The sequence below is a fragment of the Mycobacterium sp. 5-140-3-2 genome (assembly GCF_035666375.1).
GTDB lineage: Bacteria > Actinomycetota > Actinomycetes > Mycobacteriales > Mycobacteriaceae > Mycobacterium > Mycobacterium intracellulare.
On the sequence record NZ_CP142025.1, the window covers coordinates 2,776,242 to 2,793,088 of the forward strand.

Annotated in this window: 15 protein-coding genes and 2 riboswitches; of the genes, 4 read left to right on the top strand and 11 right to left on the bottom strand. The window is 68.8% G+C overall.

Annotated features, from left to right (window positions below):
- Window positions 1-14 precede the first annotated feature (14 nt).
- The 4 genes from P6281_RS13120 (at window position 15) to P6281_RS13135 (ending at window position 5,105) form a co-directional block, all read left to right on the top strand.
- Entirely contained in the window at window positions 15-2,120 is a 2,106-nt protein-coding gene (locus tag P6281_RS13120; protein ID WP_065503246.1) for a substrate-binding domain-containing protein, read from the top strand.
- Between the two features lie 353 nt (window positions 2,121-2,473).
- Entirely contained in the window at window positions 2,474-3,364 is an 891-nt protein-coding gene (locus P6281_RS13125) for an oxygenase MpaB family protein (protein ID WP_095662760.1), read from the top strand.
- A 31-nt stretch (window positions 3,365-3,395) separates the two neighbouring features.
- Complete coding sequence (locus P6281_RS13130; RefSeq protein ID WP_065503241.1) at window positions 3,396-4,379, top strand: oxygenase MpaB family protein; 984 nt, start codon at window positions 3,396-3,398, stop codon at window positions 4,377-4,379.
- 81 nt (window positions 4,380-4,460) lie between these two features.
- Window positions 4,461-5,105: a TetR/AcrR family transcriptional regulator gene (locus P6281_RS13135; RefSeq protein ID WP_065503239.1), complete on the top strand. Its 645-nt coding sequence runs from the start codon at window positions 4,461-4,463 to the stop codon at window positions 5,103-5,105.
- 19 nt (window positions 5,106-5,124) lie between these two features.
- Here the strand turns inward: P6281_RS13135 and gcvP are convergent, their stop codons facing one another.
- From gcvP to secA2, 11 genes are all read right to left on the bottom strand, one after another.
- Window positions 5,125-7,950 carry an aminomethyl-transferring glycine dehydrogenase gene (gene gcvP / locus P6281_RS13140; protein WP_065507926.1) on the bottom strand — a complete coding sequence of 942 codons (2,826 nt, stop codon included), beginning with the start codon at window positions 7,948-7,950 and terminating at the stop codon, window positions 5,125-5,127.
- 52 nt (window positions 7,951-8,002) lie between these two features.
- Window positions 8,003-8,129, bottom strand: a riboswitch (glycine riboswitch).
- Window positions 8,130-8,227: riboswitch (glycine riboswitch) on the bottom strand. It lies immediately after the preceding riboswitch.
- Window positions 8,228-8,286: 59 nt separating this feature from the next.
- Entirely contained in the window at window positions 8,287-8,916 is a 630-nt protein-coding gene (locus P6281_RS13145) for a MerR family transcriptional regulator (RefSeq protein WP_008256979.1), read from the bottom strand.
- A gap of 255 nt (window positions 8,917-9,171) precedes the next feature.
- The gene (locus P6281_RS13150; RefSeq protein WP_008256980.1) at window positions 9,172-9,666 is read right to left on the bottom strand and encodes a bifunctional nuclease family protein; all 495 of its coding nucleotides are present in this window, start codon (window positions 9,664-9,666) and stop codon (window positions 9,172-9,174) included.
- A 111-nt stretch (window positions 9,667-9,777) separates the two neighbouring features.
- Window positions 9,778-10,527, bottom strand: coding sequence for a transcriptional regulator FtsR (ftsR, locus tag P6281_RS13155; RefSeq protein ID WP_014711689.1), 750 nt, complete (start codon window positions 10,525-10,527; stop codon window positions 9,778-9,780).
- Window positions 10,527-11,000, bottom strand: coding sequence for a glycogen accumulation regulator GarA (garA, locus tag P6281_RS13160; RefSeq protein WP_014382626.1), 474 nt, complete (start codon window positions 10,998-11,000; stop codon window positions 10,527-10,529). The genes ftsR and garA overlap by 1 nt, the downstream gene beginning before the upstream one ends.
- Window positions 11,001-11,238: 238 nt before the next feature.
- Window positions 11,239-11,637: a glycine cleavage system protein GcvH gene (gene gcvH, locus P6281_RS13165; RefSeq protein WP_008256987.1), complete on the bottom strand. Its 399-nt coding sequence runs from the start codon at window positions 11,635-11,637 to the stop codon at window positions 11,239-11,241.
- A gap of 27 nt (window positions 11,638-11,664) precedes the next feature.
- Window positions 11,665-12,369: a DUF881 domain-containing protein gene (locus P6281_RS13170; RefSeq protein WP_369751751.1), complete on the bottom strand. Its 705-nt coding sequence runs from the start codon at window positions 12,367-12,369 to the stop codon at window positions 11,665-11,667.
- A gap of 132 nt (window positions 12,370-12,501) precedes the next feature.
- Window positions 12,502-12,834, bottom strand: a complete 333-nt coding sequence (locus P6281_RS13175) for a small basic family protein (protein ID WP_008256991.1) — start codon at window positions 12,832-12,834, stop codon at window positions 12,502-12,504.
- Between the two features lie 52 nt (window positions 12,835-12,886).
- Window positions 12,887-13,798: a DUF881 domain-containing protein gene (locus P6281_RS13180; RefSeq protein ID WP_095662761.1), complete on the bottom strand. Its 912-nt coding sequence runs from the start codon at window positions 13,796-13,798 to the stop codon at window positions 12,887-12,889.
- On the bottom strand, window positions 13,791-14,420 hold the full coding sequence (locus P6281_RS13185) for a CDP-alcohol phosphatidyltransferase family protein (protein ID WP_014711692.1): 630 nt from the start codon (window positions 14,418-14,420) through the stop codon (window positions 13,791-13,793). Before P6281_RS13185 ends, P6281_RS13180 begins: the two co-directional genes overlap by 8 nt.
- A 94-nt stretch (window positions 14,421-14,514) precedes the next feature.
- Window positions 14,515-16,839, bottom strand: a complete 2,325-nt coding sequence (gene secA2 / locus P6281_RS13190) for an accessory Sec system translocase SecA2 (protein WP_009957618.1) — start codon at window positions 16,837-16,839, stop codon at window positions 14,515-14,517.
- Window positions 16,840-16,847 lie beyond the last annotated feature (8 nt).

Below are 16,847 nucleotides of genomic sequence, written 5' to 3' on the forward strand. Positions count from 1 at the left end.
CCGCGGGCACTGCTATGGGTAGGCACAGTGCGCCCGACCCTGACGACTCCCTCGACGAGCCTTCTCGCGACGACGTGGTCGACGAGCCGTCCCGAGGCGACGACGCAGGACATCAGCAGCGGGACGCCGGCGAGGCGGCCGATTACTACTCGGACGCCGACGACTACGCGGACGAGGACTACTACTCGGACGAGCGCCACTACCCCGACGACGATGAGCCCTACGCCGACGACGAGCCGTACGCCGCGGGCGACGCGTTCGCCGACAGCACGGCCGACGAGTACCCGGAGTTTCCGCCGCGCCAGGGCGGACCGGCGAGTTCGGAGCCGCCGGCCGAATCCCCCTCGCTGTTTCGCGGCGGGCACCGGGGGCTCGCCGACTGGCGGGGCGGCCATCGCAGCGAGGGCGGTCGCCGCGGCGTCAGCATCGGGGTGATCGTCGCGCTGGTCGCCGTCGTCGTCGTGGTGGGATCGGTGATCCTGTGGAGCTTCTTCGGCGACGTGCTGTCCAAGCGGTCGCACAAGGCGGCCGGCCGTTGCGTCGGCGGTCAAGAGACCGTCGCCGTCGTCGCCGACCCGTCGATCGCCACGTCCGTTCAGGAACTCGCCGAAAGCTACAACAAATCGGCGGGACCGATCGGCGACCGCTGCATGGTGGTCAACGTCAAGCCGGCCGACTCCGACGCCGTGCTCAACGGTTTCATCGGCAAGTGGCCGGCGGAATTGGGCGGCCAGCCGGCGCTGTGGATCCCCGGCAGCTCGATCTCCGCCGCCCGGCTGGCGGGAGCCGCGACTCAGAAGACGATCAGCGAGAGCCATTCACTGGTCAGCTCCCCGGTGGTGCTTGCCGTGCGTCCCGAACTGGCACCGGCCCTCGCCAAGCAGAACTGGGCGACACTGCCCGGGCTGCAGACCAACCCGAATGCGTTGGCGGGGTTGAACTTACCCGCGTGGGGGTCGCTGCGATTGGCGCTGCCGATGGGCGGCAACGGGGACGCATCGTTTCTTGCCGGTGAGGCGGTCGCGGCCGCGTCCGTACCGCCCGGCGCCCCGGTGCCCCAGGGCACCGGCGCGGTGCGCTCCCTGTTGAGCGCGCAACCCAAGCTCGCCGACAACTCGTTGACCGAGGCGATGAACACGCTGCTGAAGCCCGGTGACCCGGCGACCGCGCCGGTGCACGCCGTGATCACCACCGAACAGCAGCTGTTCCAGCGCGGCCAATCGCTCCCAGATGCCAAGAGCGCCTTGGCTTCCTGGCTTCCGCCGGGTCCCGCGCCGGTGGCCGACTATCCCACCGTGCTGCTCAGCGGTTCGTGGCTCACGCGCGAACAGGCCACGGCGGCCAGCGAGTTCTCCCGCTTCATGCACAAGCCCGATCAGCTGGCCAAGCTGGCGAAGGCGGGCTTCCGGGTCAACGGGGTCAAAACCCCCAGCAGCCCGGTGACCACCTTCCCGACGCTGCCGTCCACGCTGACGGTCGGCGATGACCCGATGCGCGCCACCCTTGCCGAGGCCATGGCCGCCCCGTCGACCGGGCAGGCCACGACGATCATGCTCGACCAGTCGATGCCCGGCCAGGAAGGCGCGAAGTCCCGGCTGGCGAACGTGATTGCGGCGCTTCAGGACCGGATCAAGGCCCTGCCCGCCAGCGCCGTCGTCGGCCTGTGGACCTTCGACGGTCACGAGGGCCGCTCCGAGGTGGCCAGCGGCCCGCTGGCCGATCCCGTCGGCGGCTCCAGCGGCCAGCCACGCTCGGCGGCGCTATTGGCCGCCCTGGACAAGCAGTACTCCTCGGGTGGCGGCGCGGTGTCGTTCACCACGCTGCGCATGATCTACCAAGACATGCAGGCCAATTACCATGCGGGCCAAGCCAATTCGCTTCTGGTGATCACCTCCGGACCCCACACCGACCAAACCCTGGACGGTCCGGGGCTACAGGATTTCATCCGCAAGAGCGCCGACCCGGCCAAGCCGATCGCTGTGAACGTCATCGATTTCGGGGCCGATCCGGACCGATCGACGTGGGAAGCCGTCGCCCAGCTCAGCGGCGGCAGCTACCAGAACATCGCGACGTCGGCGTCCCCCGAGCTCGCGACGGCGGTCAACGCCTTCCTGAGTTAGCCGGCCCGGCGTCGGTCACGACGTGGCCGACGGCGTCGTGCACGCAAAACCGGAAAATTCGGGCACCGTCTATCCAATCGCGGCCGGCTGTGCCACACTCGTGATAGAACAAACCGTTCTTTCTATCAACGTTGATCCAGGAAGACGCAGCGCAACGATGTCCTCTGCACCGCTGGACGCCGCCGCGACACCGGCCTTGCGCCAGATCGGATCCCGTTCGGCCATCTGGCGGCGCGGGAGCGCCTGGCGCGCCCGGCGCGGCGGCCGCGCGGCGCCGCCCGGGCCTGCCAGCCTCCCCTTCGCACACCGCACCGAATCTCGTTGAGCCGTTGGCGAACCCAGGAAGGCACACCATGGCCCAGCCCCTGCCCACCGACCCGGAGGACGTCCCGGCCCGGCCCGAGCGGCGCGACCGGCGGGCGGACACGGATTCCGCCGACACCTCGTTTCTCGCCGAGGAGATATCGCCGTGGCTGTCCCCCGCCTACGGCGCGGCGAACGTCGTGATGCAGCTGGCGAATGCCGGTGTGGCCTATGGCGTGATGGAAAGCAAGGTGGACAGCGGCAACCTGTACAAGCATCCGTTCAAACGCGCCCGCACCACCTTCACCTACATCGCCGTGGCCATCGCCGGCAACGCGCGGGACCGCCGTGTGTACCGGGAGGCCGTCAACGCCGCGCACGCCCAGGTGCGCTCCGGCCCGCAAAGCCCGGTGCGCTACAACGCCTTCGACCCGCAGTTACAGCTGTGGGTCGCCTCCTGCATGGCCGCGGTGTTCGAGGACACCCGCAGGCTGCGGGGCGGCCGTTCCCGACGCGACCCCGACACCATCCACCGGGCGGCGTCGGTGTTCGCCACCACATTGCAGGTGCCGCCGGAAATGTGGCCCGCCGACCGCGAAGCCGCCGACCGGTACTGGCAGGAGCAACTCGACCGGCTCGACTTCGACGACCGCATGCGCAGCTACCTGATCGGCATCGCGCGCCTGGATTTTCTGCCCGCCCCCGTCTCGGCGCTGTTCGGCGGGTGGAACCTCTTCATGACGCTGGGGTACCTGCCCCCGCAGCTGCGCGAAAAGCTCGGGTTCGGCTGGACGGCCGCGCAGCAACGCCGGTTCGACCGCTGGCAGCGCCTCCTGGGGGTCCTGGACCTGTTCACGCCGCGGTTCTTGACGCGCCTCGGCGTGCAGGCGGTGGTGTGGGACATGCGTTTGCGGCACCGGATCGGGGCGACCGTCGTGTGACGGCCCACCGACGCGCACAAGGAGGAACGGGATGACGACGACAAGCCGAATCGACCGGCGCGGCAACGCTTCCGCGGCGACGTTCGTGCCCCCCGAATCGGAATGGAATTCCGCGTACCGGGCGCTGGCCGACGACGTCAGGTGGTTCGCGGGGTCGCCGCTGGCCGCCGCGTTCGGCCGCCTGGCCCTCGACCAGGTCGCGCATCGCGAAATCGCGGCCGCGGTGGACCGCAGCGGACGCTTCGCCGACAACTTCACCGACCGTGGGATCCGCAGTGCGGCGTTCACCGCCCTCGCCGCCTTCGGCGACAGCTCGGACGTGAAGGCGTCGCGGGACGATCTCAAACGGTTGCACCGCGACGTCCGCGGCACGGGAAAGGACTCGTTCAGCGACACGCGCTACAGCGCGCTCAACCCCCAGGTGTGGACCTGGGTGGCCGTGAGCGGTCTCAATCTCTTGTACCAGGGTTATCTGCGGGTGTGCGGGCGTCGCCTCACCCTCGCCGAGAAAGAGGTCGTCTATCAGACCCTGCGTTCGGAACTGCAGTTTCTGGAATTGCCCAGCAAGCAGGGGAAGCTGCCGGCGACCCTGCACGACATGCTCGAACATTACGACGCCGTCGCGGCAAAAGACTTGGCCGACAACGAGTTTCTCCAATTCGCCAATCGCAGCTTCGTCGCCCCGCCGATCCCGAAGCTGCTGGTTTCCCGGCAACTGCGGCCCGTGCTGCAAGTGGTCTGGCCAGTGCTGACCACGCTGGCATCGCGCCCGGTTGTCGTGTGTTCGGCCGCCGTCGCCCACCCCACGATGCGCCGGCTGCTCAAGGTGCGGTGGGGCGCCCGCGAGCAGGTCGAGTTCGTCGTCTACGTCGCCGCGTTGCAGCTGGGCTGGCGATGGTTGCCGCGCCGGCTGACGTTGGAACCCCTGGCCTACAACCGCTACCAATACGAGCGGCTCCGCGACCGCTACCGTTCGGTGCTGCTGGATTCCTTCGCGGCGCCGAACCCCGGCTGATCCGCCGCGCTCGCGAACCTCGCGGCGAATACGCTGAGGTAGCGCAGAATTGACCTGATACCCCAACCGGCTGGAGGGCAGATGGCAGACCCCGCGATGTTGCTCGGCGCGCTGCCCGACGGCCTGGCCAGCCTCGATCCGACCGCCCGCACGATCGTCACCGCGGCACGCACCTGCTTCACCGAGCGCGGATTCTCCAACACCACTATGCAGGACATCGCCGAGGGCGCCGGTGTCGGCGTCGCCACCGTCTACCGCCGGTTTCGGCACAAGCGAAACCTGGTGCGGCTGACCATCATGGACGAATCGCTGCGGCTGAGCACGCTGGTCTCCGAGGTCGCGGGTCGCGCGGGATCACCGGAGGAAGGGATCGCCGAAGTCTTCGCCGCGTTCGTGCACGAGGCCTCCGCCCCCAAGTTGTTGACCCGAAGCATCCGCGAATCGCCCGCCGCCGGGGAGCTGTCCGCCTACCTGACCGACGAGCACCTGATCGCCATGACACGCGGCTACATCGCGACGTGGCTGCGCCGCTGGCAGGAGCGTGGCGAACTGGCCGCCGACCTGGACACCGAGATCGTCGGGGAGATGATCGGGCGCCTGATCATTTCGCTGATCAAGACGCCGGAGTCCGTCATCCCGATCTACAACCCGAACGAGGCCCGCGACTTCGCCCGCCGATACCTGGTGCCGCTGGCGTTGCAGGCCCCGGCGCGAACGCCGAGCTGATCCCGCACCGACACGGCCGTCAGGCGAACGCCTCCACGGGCGGGCACGAGCAGACCAGGTTGCGGTCGCCGTAGGCGCCGTCGATGCGGCGCACCGGCGGCCACACCTTGGGCCGGAAGTCCTTGCCCAGCGGATATGCGGCCTCTTCGCGCGTGTACGGGTGGTCCCACTCGCCGATGACCAGGCAGTCGGCCGTGTGGGGGGCGCCGCGCAGCGGGTTGTCGTCGACGGACCACTCCCCCGCACCCACCCGATCGATCTCGCGGCGAATCGCGATCATGGCCTCGCAGAAGGCGTCGACTTCGGTCAGGGTCTCGCTCTCGGTGGGTTCCACCATCAGCGTGCCCGCCACGGGGAAGCTCATCGTGGGCGCGTGAAAGCCGTAGTCCGCCAGGCGCTTTGCAACGTCGTCCACGGTCACGCCGGTGGCCTTGGTGATGCCGCGCAGGTCCAGGATGCACTCGTGGGCCACCATGCCGTTCTCGCCGGTGTAGAGCACCGGGAAGTACTCGTCGAGGCGACGGGCGATGTAGTTGGCCGAGGTGATCGCCGTCAGCGACGCCGCGCGCAGGCCCTCGGCGCCCATCATCCGGATGTAGGCCCAGCTGATCGGCAGGATCGAGGCGGACCCGTACGGCGCCGAGGACACCGGATGCCCGTGGGGCAGCTCGGGGGCGTGCGGGTGCCCGGGCAGGAACGCCGCCAGATGCGAACGCACGGCCACCGGCCCGACGCCCGGCCCGCCGCCCCCGTGCGGAATGCAGAACGTCTTGTGCAGGTTCAGGTGGCTGACGTCGCCGCCGAACTTCCCCGGCCGCGCCAGGCCGACCAGCGCGTTGAGGTTGGCGCCGTCCACGTAGACCTGGCCCCCCGCGTCGTGCACGGCGGCACAGATGTCGGCGATGTCGTGCTCGTAGACGCCGTGCGTGGACGGGTAGGTGATCATCAGGGTCGACAGCCGCTCCCCGTGTTCGGCCACCTTGGCGCGCAGGTCGTCGAGGTCCACGTCGCCGTTGGAGTGGCAGGCCACCACCACCACCCGCATCCCGGCCAGCGCCGCCGAGGCCGCGTTGGTGCCGTGCGCGCTCGACGGGATCAGGCAGATGTCGCGGTGCGGTTCGCCGCGGCTGGCGTGGTAGTCGTGGATGGCCAGCAGGCCGGCGTACTCGCCCTGCGAGCCGGCGTTGGGTTGCAGCGAGACGGCGTCGTAGCCGGTGATGTGCACCAGCCAGGTCTCCAGGTCGCCGATCAGACGCCGCAGCCCGGGGGTGTCGGAGGCCGGCGCGAACGGATGCTGGCGGGCGAATTCCGGCCAGGTGATCGGCTCCATCTCGGCGGCCGCGTTGAGCTTCATCGTGCAGGAGCCGAGCGGAATCATGCTGCGGTCCAAGGCGATATCTTTGTCCGCCAGGGTGCGCAGGTAGCGCATCATCGCCGTCTCGGTGCGGTACTGGGTGAAGGCCGGATGGGTCAGGAACTCCGAGGTGCGGGTGATGATGCCGGCGCACACCGGCTCGGCCGGTTGCACCCCGAAGGCCTCGAGCACCGCGGCGACGTGTTCGTCGGTGGTGACCTCGTCGCAGGCCACCGACACGTGGTCGTCGTCGACACGCCACAGGTTGATGCCCTTGGCTTTGGCCGCGGCGATCACCTCGGCGGCGCGGCCCGGCACGCGGGCCAGCACGGTGTCGAAGTACTTGTCGTGCACCAACGCATCACCGAGCGCGGCGGCGATCGCCTCGGCGTGAGCGTGCACGCGGCGCGCGATCGCGGTCAGCCCCTCGGCGCCGTGGTAGCTGGCGTACATCGCGGCCATGACGGCCAGCAGCACCTGCGCGGTGCAGATGTTGCTGGTCGCCTTGTCGCGGCGGATGTGCTGCTCGCGGGTCTGCAGCGCCAGCCGGTAGGCCGGGTTGCCGTCGGCGTCCAGCGAGACCCCCACCAGCCGGCCGGGCAGTTGGCGCGCGTGGTTGGCGTGCACGGCCAGGTAGCCGGCGTGCGGTCCGCCGAATCCCATTGGCACACCGAATCTTTGGGTGGTACCGAAGGCGACGTCGGCGCCGAACTCACCGGGAGGCGTGATCAGCGTGCACGCGAGCAGGTCGGCGCCGATCGCGACCAGCGCGCCGCGGTCGTGGGCCTGCTGGACCAGAGCCGTCCAGTCGGTGACCCGGCCGCCGGCGCCGGGCAGCTGGGCGACGACGCCGAAGAAGTCGCCGTCGGGCAGGCCGTCGGCCAGGTCGGCGGTGACGAGCTCGATGCCCAGCGGCTTGGCGCGGGTGGCCAGGATGGCCGCGGTCTGGGCGAAGACGTCGGCGTCGACGGCCAGGCGGTTGCTCTTGCCGCGGGCCGCGCGGTGCATCAGCGTCATGGCCTCGGCGGCGGCGGTCCCCTCGTCGAGCATGGAGGCGTTGGCGACCTCGAGGCCGGTCAGGTCGGCGACCATCGTCTGGAAGTTCAGCAGTGCCTCGAGCCGGCCCTGGCTGATCTCCGGCTGATACGGCGTGTACGCCGTGTACCAGGCGGGGTTCTCCAAGATGTTGCGCAACAACACCGGCGGCGTGAGCGTGTCGTAGTAGCCCTGACCGATCATGGAGACGGCCACCGTGTTGGCGTCGGCCAACGCCCGCAACTCCGCCAGCGCCTCGGTCTCACTGGCCGGTGCCGGCAGGCGGTCAAGTCCCGGCGCGGCGCCGTTGTCGGCGAGCCGATCCAGGATGCCCGTCGGGACCGCCTTGGCCGCCAGCTCGTCGAGGGAGTCGACACCGATGACGGCGAGCATGGCCGCGATGGCCTGGCTGTCCGGGCCGATGTGCCGGGCGGCGAACGTGGACTGATCGGGCACTGGAAACTCCTGGGTAGGCGGGCGACGACGGATCGAGGCAGAGGACGAACGGCCCTCTCCCTCTGTCTTCACCCTGCGCCGGGCGCCTGAGAGATTCGGCGCCGGATGCTTGTCCCGGGCGCCTTTCCCCATCGGCGGGTGTCGACCGGCCGGGTCGTCACCGCTTTCCAGAGGCATCATTGTTTCGCGCGGTCCGGGTGCCTGAGAGGTTGACGGAGAGGTGTTGCTCCTTCGGCGTCCGTGACTGGCCGTCACGGAACTCTCCCGCTCGAATACGATGCGCGGCCCAGTTTACTCGGCCACGGGTGCGCGCGGTCGCGCTGTCGGGGCGCGCCGTCAGCCGATCTTGCGGTCGCGGTGCTTGCGCCGGGACGCCAGCTCGTCCTCGGGTTCGGCGATCGACTCGCCGCCGTCGGCCCGCTCGCCCGGGAAGTCGGCGATGACGCCGGTCAGCTCGCGCATGGCGCCGGACACGGCGATGCCGAACACGCCCTGCCCGCCCTGGAGCAGGTCGACGACCTCTTCGGCCGACGTGCACTCGTAGACGGTGGTGCCGTCGGAGAACAGGGTGATGTTGGCCAGATCCTGAACACCGCGCTGACGCAGGTGGTCGACCGCGACGCGGATGTTGTGCAGCGAGATGCCGGTGTCGAGCAACCGCTTGACGATCTTGAGAACCAGGATGTCTTTGAACGAGTAGAGCCGCTGGCTTCCGGAGCCCGCCGCGCTGCGGATCGACGGGACCACCAGCGAGGTGCGCGCCCAGTAGTCCAGCTGCCGGTAGGTGATGCCGGCGATCTGGCACGCGCTGGGACCGCGGTAGCCGACGAGTTCGTCGGGCACGGAGTCGTCCGGGAAAAGTCCGGGCTGCACGGGGGGGCCGGCCGCGGTGATGCTGCGGTCGCTACTCGCGTCGGTGCCCTGCTCAGCTAGGTTGAGCTGCTCTTGGCGTGGCTGCTCGCTCACGGTGGTTCCTCTCCGCGATCGCGCTCTCGTCGTTAGCTGCGTTGTTGGCTGCACCGCAGCCACGTCTGCTCAGGCCCGAGTGCTAGTGAGCTTACGCTTTCCGATAGCCGCCGCGCCTGAAGTCGTGATCAAAGTATGGCCGCCCCGGGGCCAACTGGGCGGGCTATCCGCCAGCGTGTCGACATCACGTTGCCAGTTGAGACGGATCCGTGATGTCCCCACCAGGCTAGTCGAGCGCGATCCGCCCGGCGCGCGCTAGGTGGCTTTGAAATCGTCGGGAGACACGCTGTCGAGAAATTCTTTGAACTTCTCCACCTCGTCCTCGCGGACGGCGGTGCCGCCCTCTTCGTCGGTCTCGTCGGGGATCAACAGCCCGGCCTGGGCAAGCACGGGCTCCTCGACGTAGATCGGGACGCCGACGCGCAGCGCTATCGCCACCGAATCCGAGGGCCGCGCTGACACGGTGATGTTGCGGTCGAACACCAGGTCGGCGTAGAAAGTGCCTTCCTGCAGATCGACGATCCTCACCTCTTTCAGCGAATGCCCAAGCGCGGCAATGACATCCCTGATCAGATCGTGCGTCAGCGGACGAGGCGGCTCGACACCCTGCTGCTCGAGGGCGATGGCGGCAGCCTCCGACTGGCCGATCCAGATCGGCAGGTAACGGTCACCGTCGGTTTCGCGCAGCAACAACACCGGCTGGTTTTGCGGCTGCTCTACGCGAATGCCGACAACACGAACCTCACCCATTTGTGTCTGTCCTCCGCATTCGTGGCGCCGGTTGGATTGGCATTCCCAGCGGCGGCGAGGTCAAAAATCCGCCCTACCGCCGAAACCAAGCTGTCGACCGAAGTCTAGTCCTCAGCGATCCAGAACGTCGCGAACGGCGGATTTGATCAACGACGTGTGCAACGTGATGGCCAGCGCCGCAACTTCACGCGCCAAATCGTCGGCTCGATCCCGGGCACCGGCCTTGTTGGCTTTGACTACCGGCCCGGCGATTTGGGCGATCAAATCCGACTGCCGGTCCGCCGCCGACCGGAATGCGCGCAGATGCCGCGGCTCGACGCCGTAGTCCGACAGCGCCCGCGCGCATTGCAGGATCACGACGGCGTGCTCGTCGAAGAAACCCGCGGGCCCGGTGGTGATGACGCCGGCCTTGAGCAAGGCCGTCAGCAGGTCGTCGTCCACGCCCGCACGCGCCAGTAGGTCTTCGCGGCTCAGCCGGACGTGCGTGGCCGCCACCGCCGAGGTGTCCGCTCCCGCGTCCGCGCCGGCCTCCCCGGTTCGGTTCACCGACACCAGGCGCGGGACGGCATAGGAGGTGTTGAACGGCGGTAGCTCGCCGTCGGGCTGGGCGTCCAGTTGCGCCCGGATGACCTTCAACGGCAGGTAGTGATCACGCTGCGCGGTAAGGATGAAGCGCAACCGCGCGCAGTCGTACGCGGTGAACCTCCGGTAACCCGACGCGGCCCGTTGCGGCGTCACCAGCCCCTCGGCCTCCAAGAAGCGAATCTTGGAGATGGTGACATCGGGGAAGTCCGGCCTCAACAATTCCAGGACCGCCCCGATCGACATCCCGGCCAGTGCCGAGCTATCGGGTGCGCTCACTAGCCCGAAGATCCTCCATCCTCACCCTGCTTGGGTCCGGTCAGAAACACCAAGCGGAACTTGCCGATCTGCACTTCGTCGCCGTTGGCCAGCACCGCGGAGTCCACGGGCTCACGGTTGACGTAAGTGCCGTTGAGACTACCAACGTCGACGACGCTGAATTCGTTGTTTTCCAACCTGAATTCGGCGTGGCGGCGGCTGACGGTCACGTCGTCGAGGAAGATGTCGCTGTCCGGGTGCCGGCCCGCCGACGTGGTGGGCTGGTCGAGCAGGAACCGCGATCCCGCGTTGGGACCCCGTTTGACGACCAGCAGCGCCGAACCCGCCGGGAGTCCCTCGACCCCGGATACCGCGCTTTCCGTGCCCGCCTGCGCGGGTGCGTCGAGCTCGTTGAGGAAGTCGGCGCGAAAGACAGAGGTCGTCTCTACCGTGACTTCGTCCGAATTCTGGTCTTGCTGACTTCCTGAGTCCATGTCCGTCACGCGCTGCTCCTCACTGGCCGCTGTGGCGTTGTCTGTCCGGGCCGCTCGGCCGGCCTCCGCACCAGGTCTTGTTGCCCGGTATGCCGGTCTTCAAAAGGTAGATCTGTCGACGGTACCGCGCACCGGCCTGCAATGCGCCCACCACTTGGCGATCCGAAACGTCGGTTCCCCCACGTGCCGGCTGCACCGTCGGCCTCGCCGTGCGAGGCTGCAGGGACATTAGCAATCGTCATTCGGTGAGTGTTCCGCGGTAGGCCTCCGCGTCGAGCAACGACGAAATGGCGGACTCCACTTCGGCGACGTCGGATACCTGCACATCCAGCAACCACCCGGCCCCGTACGGATCGGAGTTGACCAGTTGCGGGCTGCCTTCCAGATCGGTGTTGACGGCCGACACTTTGCCCGAGACCGGGGCGTACAGGTCCGACACCGATTTCGTCGATTCGACCTCGCCGAAGGATTCACCGGCGGTCAGCTCCGCGCCCACGTCGGGCAGCTGAACGAACACGACATCGCCCAACGCCGACTGTGCAAAGTCGGTGATGCCCACCCGCAGTGTGTCATCGCCGCTTCGACGAACCCATTCGTGTTCGGCGGTGTAGCGCAGATCGGGCGGGATATCGCTCACGAGTGATCCTGTCTGTTCGGGAATTGCTCACTTGACGGGCTGAGCGTATTGGTGCGGTTTTGGTTGCCGCAAGGTGGTCACGTCCACCCGGTCGGCCTGCTGGACGGACATCCGCGCCCCGACGCGCTTGACCGTGTCCTGCGCGCCGCCGGGAATGTTCATCGCCGCGGCCAGGGTGGGCGGATCACCAATCGCCAGAATCGAATACGCGGGCGACAGCGTTTTGGAGTCGACGGTCAGGGACCCGGGCGCACCCGCGACCCACGTGTCGACGCCCACCCGCACGGACTGGTGGGCGTCGTTGACCTCGATCGCCTCCGCGCCCGCCGCGCGCAACTCGTTGATCACGTCGAGCATCGCCTCGGGGGAAACCCCCGGCCCGGGGTCCTCGATCGTGACGGTGACGCCGGGCCCGGTGGCGCCCACGGCGCCGACCAGGATGGACAGCGCCGCCAGCCGGGATTGGGCGGACTGGATGGCGGCCTGGTCGTTGTTGCCGGACGCCTGCAGCGAATTCAGCGTGTTCTCCAGCTCGTTCACCTCGCTGCGGAGTGTGCCCTCGCGCTGCCGCAACGAATCCAGCAGCACCAACAGGTCGGCGGGGCGTGCCGTGTCCAGCGAGTCGCCCGATTCGGTCTGGCGGACCTGGGTGACGATGGCGATCCCGAGAAGCAGACACAACAGGACGGCCAGCGTGCCGAAACCCAGGCGGGAGCGGCCGCCGCGCAGCATGCCGGACAACCCGCCGCGGGGGTGTTTCCCGCGCTGTTCGTGACGCCCGTGTGGCGCGGCCTGATCCGGCGCCGCGCCGGGGTCGCGATCCGTCGGATCCTGACTCACGCTGAGCTCGATCGGGTCATGGCGTCACGCCCCGAACAGCCGGCGGCGCAGGGCCGCCGCGTTGCCGAAGATGCGGATACCGAGCACGACGATGATGGCCGTCGACAACTGGGTGCCCACCCCCAATTGGTCGCCGACATAGACGATGAGCGCGGCCACGAAGACGTTGAACACGAACGAGATCACGAAGACCTTGGGGTCGAAGATCCGCTCCAGATAGGCACGCAACCCGCCGAACACGGCGTCGAGCGCCGCGACCACCGCGATCGGCAGATAGGGCTGCACGACTTCGGGCACCGAGGGGTGAAAAACCAGGCCCAGCGCGATGCCGATCGCCAGCGCCGCGATACCGATCATGCGGGGTTTCCCGTCTCGCACAGGCGAAACTGTGTGTTCGGGACTTTTCTCACTATGGCCCAATCTGCTTGGCGAACTTGACATCCCGGACGGATCCGGCGGGCAGCGAAAGACCGTCGGCAACATCCACCGTAACCACCACACCGTAGGAAATCTCCAGCAGCCTCAGGCGCTGCAGCCCCGGGCTGTTGTCGAAGACGTCGCGCATCGAGCGCGGCGGCCCGATCGCCAGGATGGTGTACGGACTGCTGGTCGGGTTGTTGTCGACGAGGATCGCGCCGCCGGCCTGCCGGATGGTCACGTTGGGCCCGATCCGCACGCCGCCGACCGAGATCGCCTCGGCGCCGCTGGCCCACAACGAGTTGACCACCAGCTGCAGGTCGCGGTCGAGGATGATCTGCCTGCTGCCGCCGACCCGCTGTTTGGACACGTCGGACAGGTTCGGGCTCGCGCCCGGATCGGTCACGGTCAACTTCAGGCCGGGACCGATGATCGCCGTGCTGGCGGCCGCCACGCTGAGCGCGTCGAGCCGCTTCAGCAACCGCTGCCCCTCGGCATCGTCGGCCAGCACGCGGCGCTGCACGTCGTCGAGTCGTGTCGAGAGCTGGTTGCGCCGCTGCGCCAGCTGCGTCGCCGAGCCTTCCATCGCCCGCACGTTGCCCAACAGCAGTTGCTGGGCGTCGCGCACCCCGGGGGCGACCGAACGGGCCTGCGCGACCGCGGCGGCGAAAACCGTGGCGATGAGGAGCGCGGCCAGGGCCTGCCACAGCCAACCGAACGCGCGCTGGCGTCCTTCGGTGGTAGCTCGCCTGGCCGCCGCCGCGGCGTAGCCGGGATCCAGGTGCTCGGACAGCAGCGCGCGCAACAGCGAGGGCACCGGAATCTGTTGCGGCCGGGCCGCCACGTGCGCACTGTGACCGGCGTTGGGGTCATAGCCGCCGAGCCGGCGGTCCACGTCAGCCATGGTCGGTCGCCTTCGCCACGGCCGGCGGGCGCGACCCGCGATCGACCTTGGGCATGCGGCGCAACACCAGCGTCATCTGGACCGCATACTGCACGAACGCCCACAGGTAGCCGTACAAGCCCCAGATCAGGAAGGCCCACCCGCAGGCGCCCACCACCCGGCTCCACAGCGCGTCCCACGTGCCCAGCAGCACCAGCGGAAAGCCCGACATGAGGGCGAACGTCGCCGCCTTGCCGATGTAGGTCACCGGCAGCGCCGAGAGTCCGCGGCTCCACAGCAGCGGCAGCGTCGCGGCCAACAGGCCATCGCGTGCGAGCAGGATCGCGACGAACCACCACGGCACGATCCCGCTGAACGCCATCACGACGGGAACGGCGACCATGTAGAGGCGGTCGACGGCGGGGTCGAGCAGCACGCCGAGCCGCGAGGACTGATTGAGCAGCCGCGCGATCTTGCCGTCGGCCCAGTCCGAGGCGCCGCTGAACATCAGGATCGCGACCGCCCATCCGTGGGCGTGCGCGACCAGCAAGGCGTAGATGAACACCGGAATGAGCGCCAGGCGGATGGCGCTGAGCGCGTTGGGGACCGTCAGCACCCGGTTGGGCGGAAGCACCGGCTCCATGAGCCGTGACCTTAACGCGACTCCACGCCGAACGCCCGGCTGGGCGCACACTCGAACGCGAACGCCCGGCTGGCCGCACGCTCGGCGAGTGGGTCTAGCGGAACACGCCGGGCAGGCTCAGCGTGGACAGCGTGTCATCCGACAGCGGGTTGTCGTTGACCATGTACGTCCACGTCGACGTCGGCCGCGCCAGCTTGGACAGGTCCAGTCCCGGCTCCTCCTCGAGGACGTTCGCGGTCTCGAAGGTCTGCTGGGCCGCCTCGATCGCGTCGGCGGCCAGCGACGCGAACGCGTCGACGGCCAACCGGTGAAACTCGTCCAGCGGGTTCTGCCGGCCCAGCGCCCGCAGGTGGATGCTCTCGCGGATGTCGGCCAGGTAGGCCAGATGGTCGGCCCAGCCGCGGTCCAGGTGATAGAGCATGATCTGCCGGCAGATCGTCTCGAGGCGTTCTTCGGAGATCTCCTCGGCCAGTTCCTCGTAGCGCTTGGGCGCCAGCTCGGCGAGCTCCTCGCGCGCGGTCGCGGTGCGCAGCAACGTATTTCGCCGATCGACGATGATGGCGCGCTGCTGGGCGATCAACTGGTTGTAGCGCCAGGTGTTCGCGTGCACGTCGAGCATGCGGCCCTCGGCGACCCGCTGGGCGTGGTCGAGGAGCCCGGCCGCCTTGGGGCTGACGATCCGGCCGTCCTCGTCGGTCTCCATCGGCAGTTTGTTGTGGTCCAGGTTGGCCGCCACGACGTCGTCTTCCCAGCTGGAGAAGAACACCGACGACCCCGGGTCGCCCTGCCGCCCGGCGCGGCCCCGCAGCTGGTTGTCCAGCCGCTCGGTGTGGTGCCGGCCGGTGCCCACGACGTGCAGCCCGCCCAGCTCGGCGACGCGGTCGTGGTCGGCCTCGTCGGAGCCGCCGAGCCGAATGTCGGTGCCGCGCCCGGCCATCTGCGTCGACACGGTGACCACGCCGAACTTGCCGGCCTCGGCGATGACCTGGGCCTCCTCGGCGTCGTTCTTCGCGTTGAGCACCACCGCGGGCACGCCGCGGCGCAGCAGCCGTTCGTGCAGGTCCTCGGACTCGGCGACATCGCGGGTGCCGACCAGCACCGGCTGCCCGGTCTCGTGGACGTCGGCGATGTGCGCGACGATCGCGTCGTTCTTGGCCGCGCCGGTGATGTAGACCCGGTCGGACTCGTCTTCGCGAATGTTGGGCTTGTTCGGCGGGATCGGCGACACACCGAGCTTGTAGAACTGGCGCAGCTGCTCGCCGGCGGCCAGCGCGGTGCCGGTCATGCCGCACACGGTGGCGTAGCGGTTGATCAGCGCCTGCACGGTGATGGTGTCGAGCACCTCGCCGGTTTCGGTGGTCTCGATGCCCTCCTTGGCCTCGACGGCGGCCTGCAGCCCGTCGGGCCAGCGCTGCAGCTGGGCGATGCGTCCGCGCGAGGAGTTGATCAGGTGCACCGCGTCGTCGCGCACGATGTAGTGCACGTCGCGCTGCAGCAGCACGTGCGCGTGCAGCGCGACGTTGACCTCCGTCAGCGTGGTGCCGACGTGCTCCTCGGAGTACAGGTCGATGCCGCCGAGCGCCTTTTCGACCTTGCGCGCGCCGGCGTCGGTCAGGTGGACGTTGCGGCTGTCGGAGTCCGTGTCGAAATCGGTGTCGGCGTTGAGTTCACCGACCAGCTTGATGATTTCGAGCCGCGGGGTCTCCCGATGCGTGGTTCCCGCCAGCACCAGCGGCACCAGCGCCTCGTCGACCAGCACCGAGTCGGCCTCGTCGATGAGGGCCACGTCGGGGTTGGGCGACACCAGGTCGTCGACGTCGGTCACCAGCTGATCGCGCAGCACGTCGAAGCCGATCTCGTTGACCGAGGCGTAGGTGACGTCGCAGCCGTACGCCGCCCGGCGCTCCTCGCTCGTCGACTCGGCGGTGATCCAGCCGACCGACAGCCCCATGGCTTCGATCAGCGGACCCATCCATTCGGCGTCACGGCGCGCCAGGTAATCGTTGATCGTCACCACGTGCACGTGCCGCCCGGCGATCGCGTACCCGGCGGCGGCGATCGCGCCGGCCAGGGTCTTGCCCTCGCCGGTAGCCATCTCGATCACGTCGCCGGCCAGCATCCGCAGCGCCCCGAGCAGCTGAACGTCGAACGGCCGCAACCCGCTCGCCCGTTCGGCGGCCTCGCGGGCGATGGCGAGGAATTGCGGGATGTCCTCGGAGTCGGCGAGGTCCTCGAGGTTGAGCAGCCCGGCCGCCTTGCGCAGCTGCTCGTCGCTCAGACCGGCCGCCTCGCCGTCGTATTCCGAGGAGTCGTTGACCTGGGTGAGGGAGCGGCTGCGGTCCTTTTCGGTGCTGGCGCCGAGCAGCTTCCAAAAGCGGCTGCTCAGCCGGCCGGGTTGAGCGCGGGTCGTCTTAGGCACAGGTCAAC

What these genes read in the sequence shown, in the direction of transcription:
- P6281_RS13120 (WP_065503246.1), top strand. Translation starts at nt 15, where the DNA reads ATGGGTAGGCACAGTGCGCCCGACCCTGACGACTCCCTCGACGAGCCT.
- P6281_RS13125 (WP_095662760.1), top strand. Translation starts at nt 2,474, where the DNA reads ATGGCCCAGCCCCTGCCCACCGACCCGGAGGACGTCCCGGCCCGGCCC.
- P6281_RS13130 (WP_065503241.1), top strand. Translation starts at nt 3,396, where the DNA reads ATGACGACGACAAGCCGAATCGACCGGCGCGGCAACGCTTCCGCGGCG.
- P6281_RS13135 (WP_065503239.1), top strand. Translation starts at nt 4,461, where the DNA reads ATGGCAGACCCCGCGATGTTGCTCGGCGCGCTGCCCGACGGCCTGGCC.
- P6281_RS13150 (WP_008256980.1), bottom strand. Translation starts at nt 9,666, where the DNA reads ATGGGTGAGGTTCGTGTTGTCGGCATTCGCGTAGAGCAGCCGCAAAAC.
- garA (WP_014382626.1), bottom strand. Translation starts at nt 11,000, where the DNA reads ATGGACTCAGGAAGTCAGCAAGACCAGAATTCGGACGAAGTCACGGTA.
- P6281_RS13170 (WP_369751751.1), bottom strand. Translation starts at nt 12,369, where the DNA reads ATGCTGCGCGGCGGCCGCTCCCGCCTGGGTTTCGGCACGCTGGCCGTC.
- P6281_RS13175 (WP_008256991.1), bottom strand. Translation starts at nt 12,834, where the DNA reads ATGATCGGTATCGCGGCGCTGGCGATCGGCATCGCGCTGGGCCTGGTT.
- P6281_RS13180 (WP_095662761.1), bottom strand. Translation starts at nt 13,798, where the DNA reads ATGGCTGACGTGGACCGCCGGCTCGGCGGCTATGACCCCAACGCCGGT.
- P6281_RS13185 (WP_014711692.1), bottom strand. Translation starts at nt 14,420, where the DNA reads ATGGAGCCGGTGCTTCCGCCCAACCGGGTGCTGACGGTCCCCAACGCG.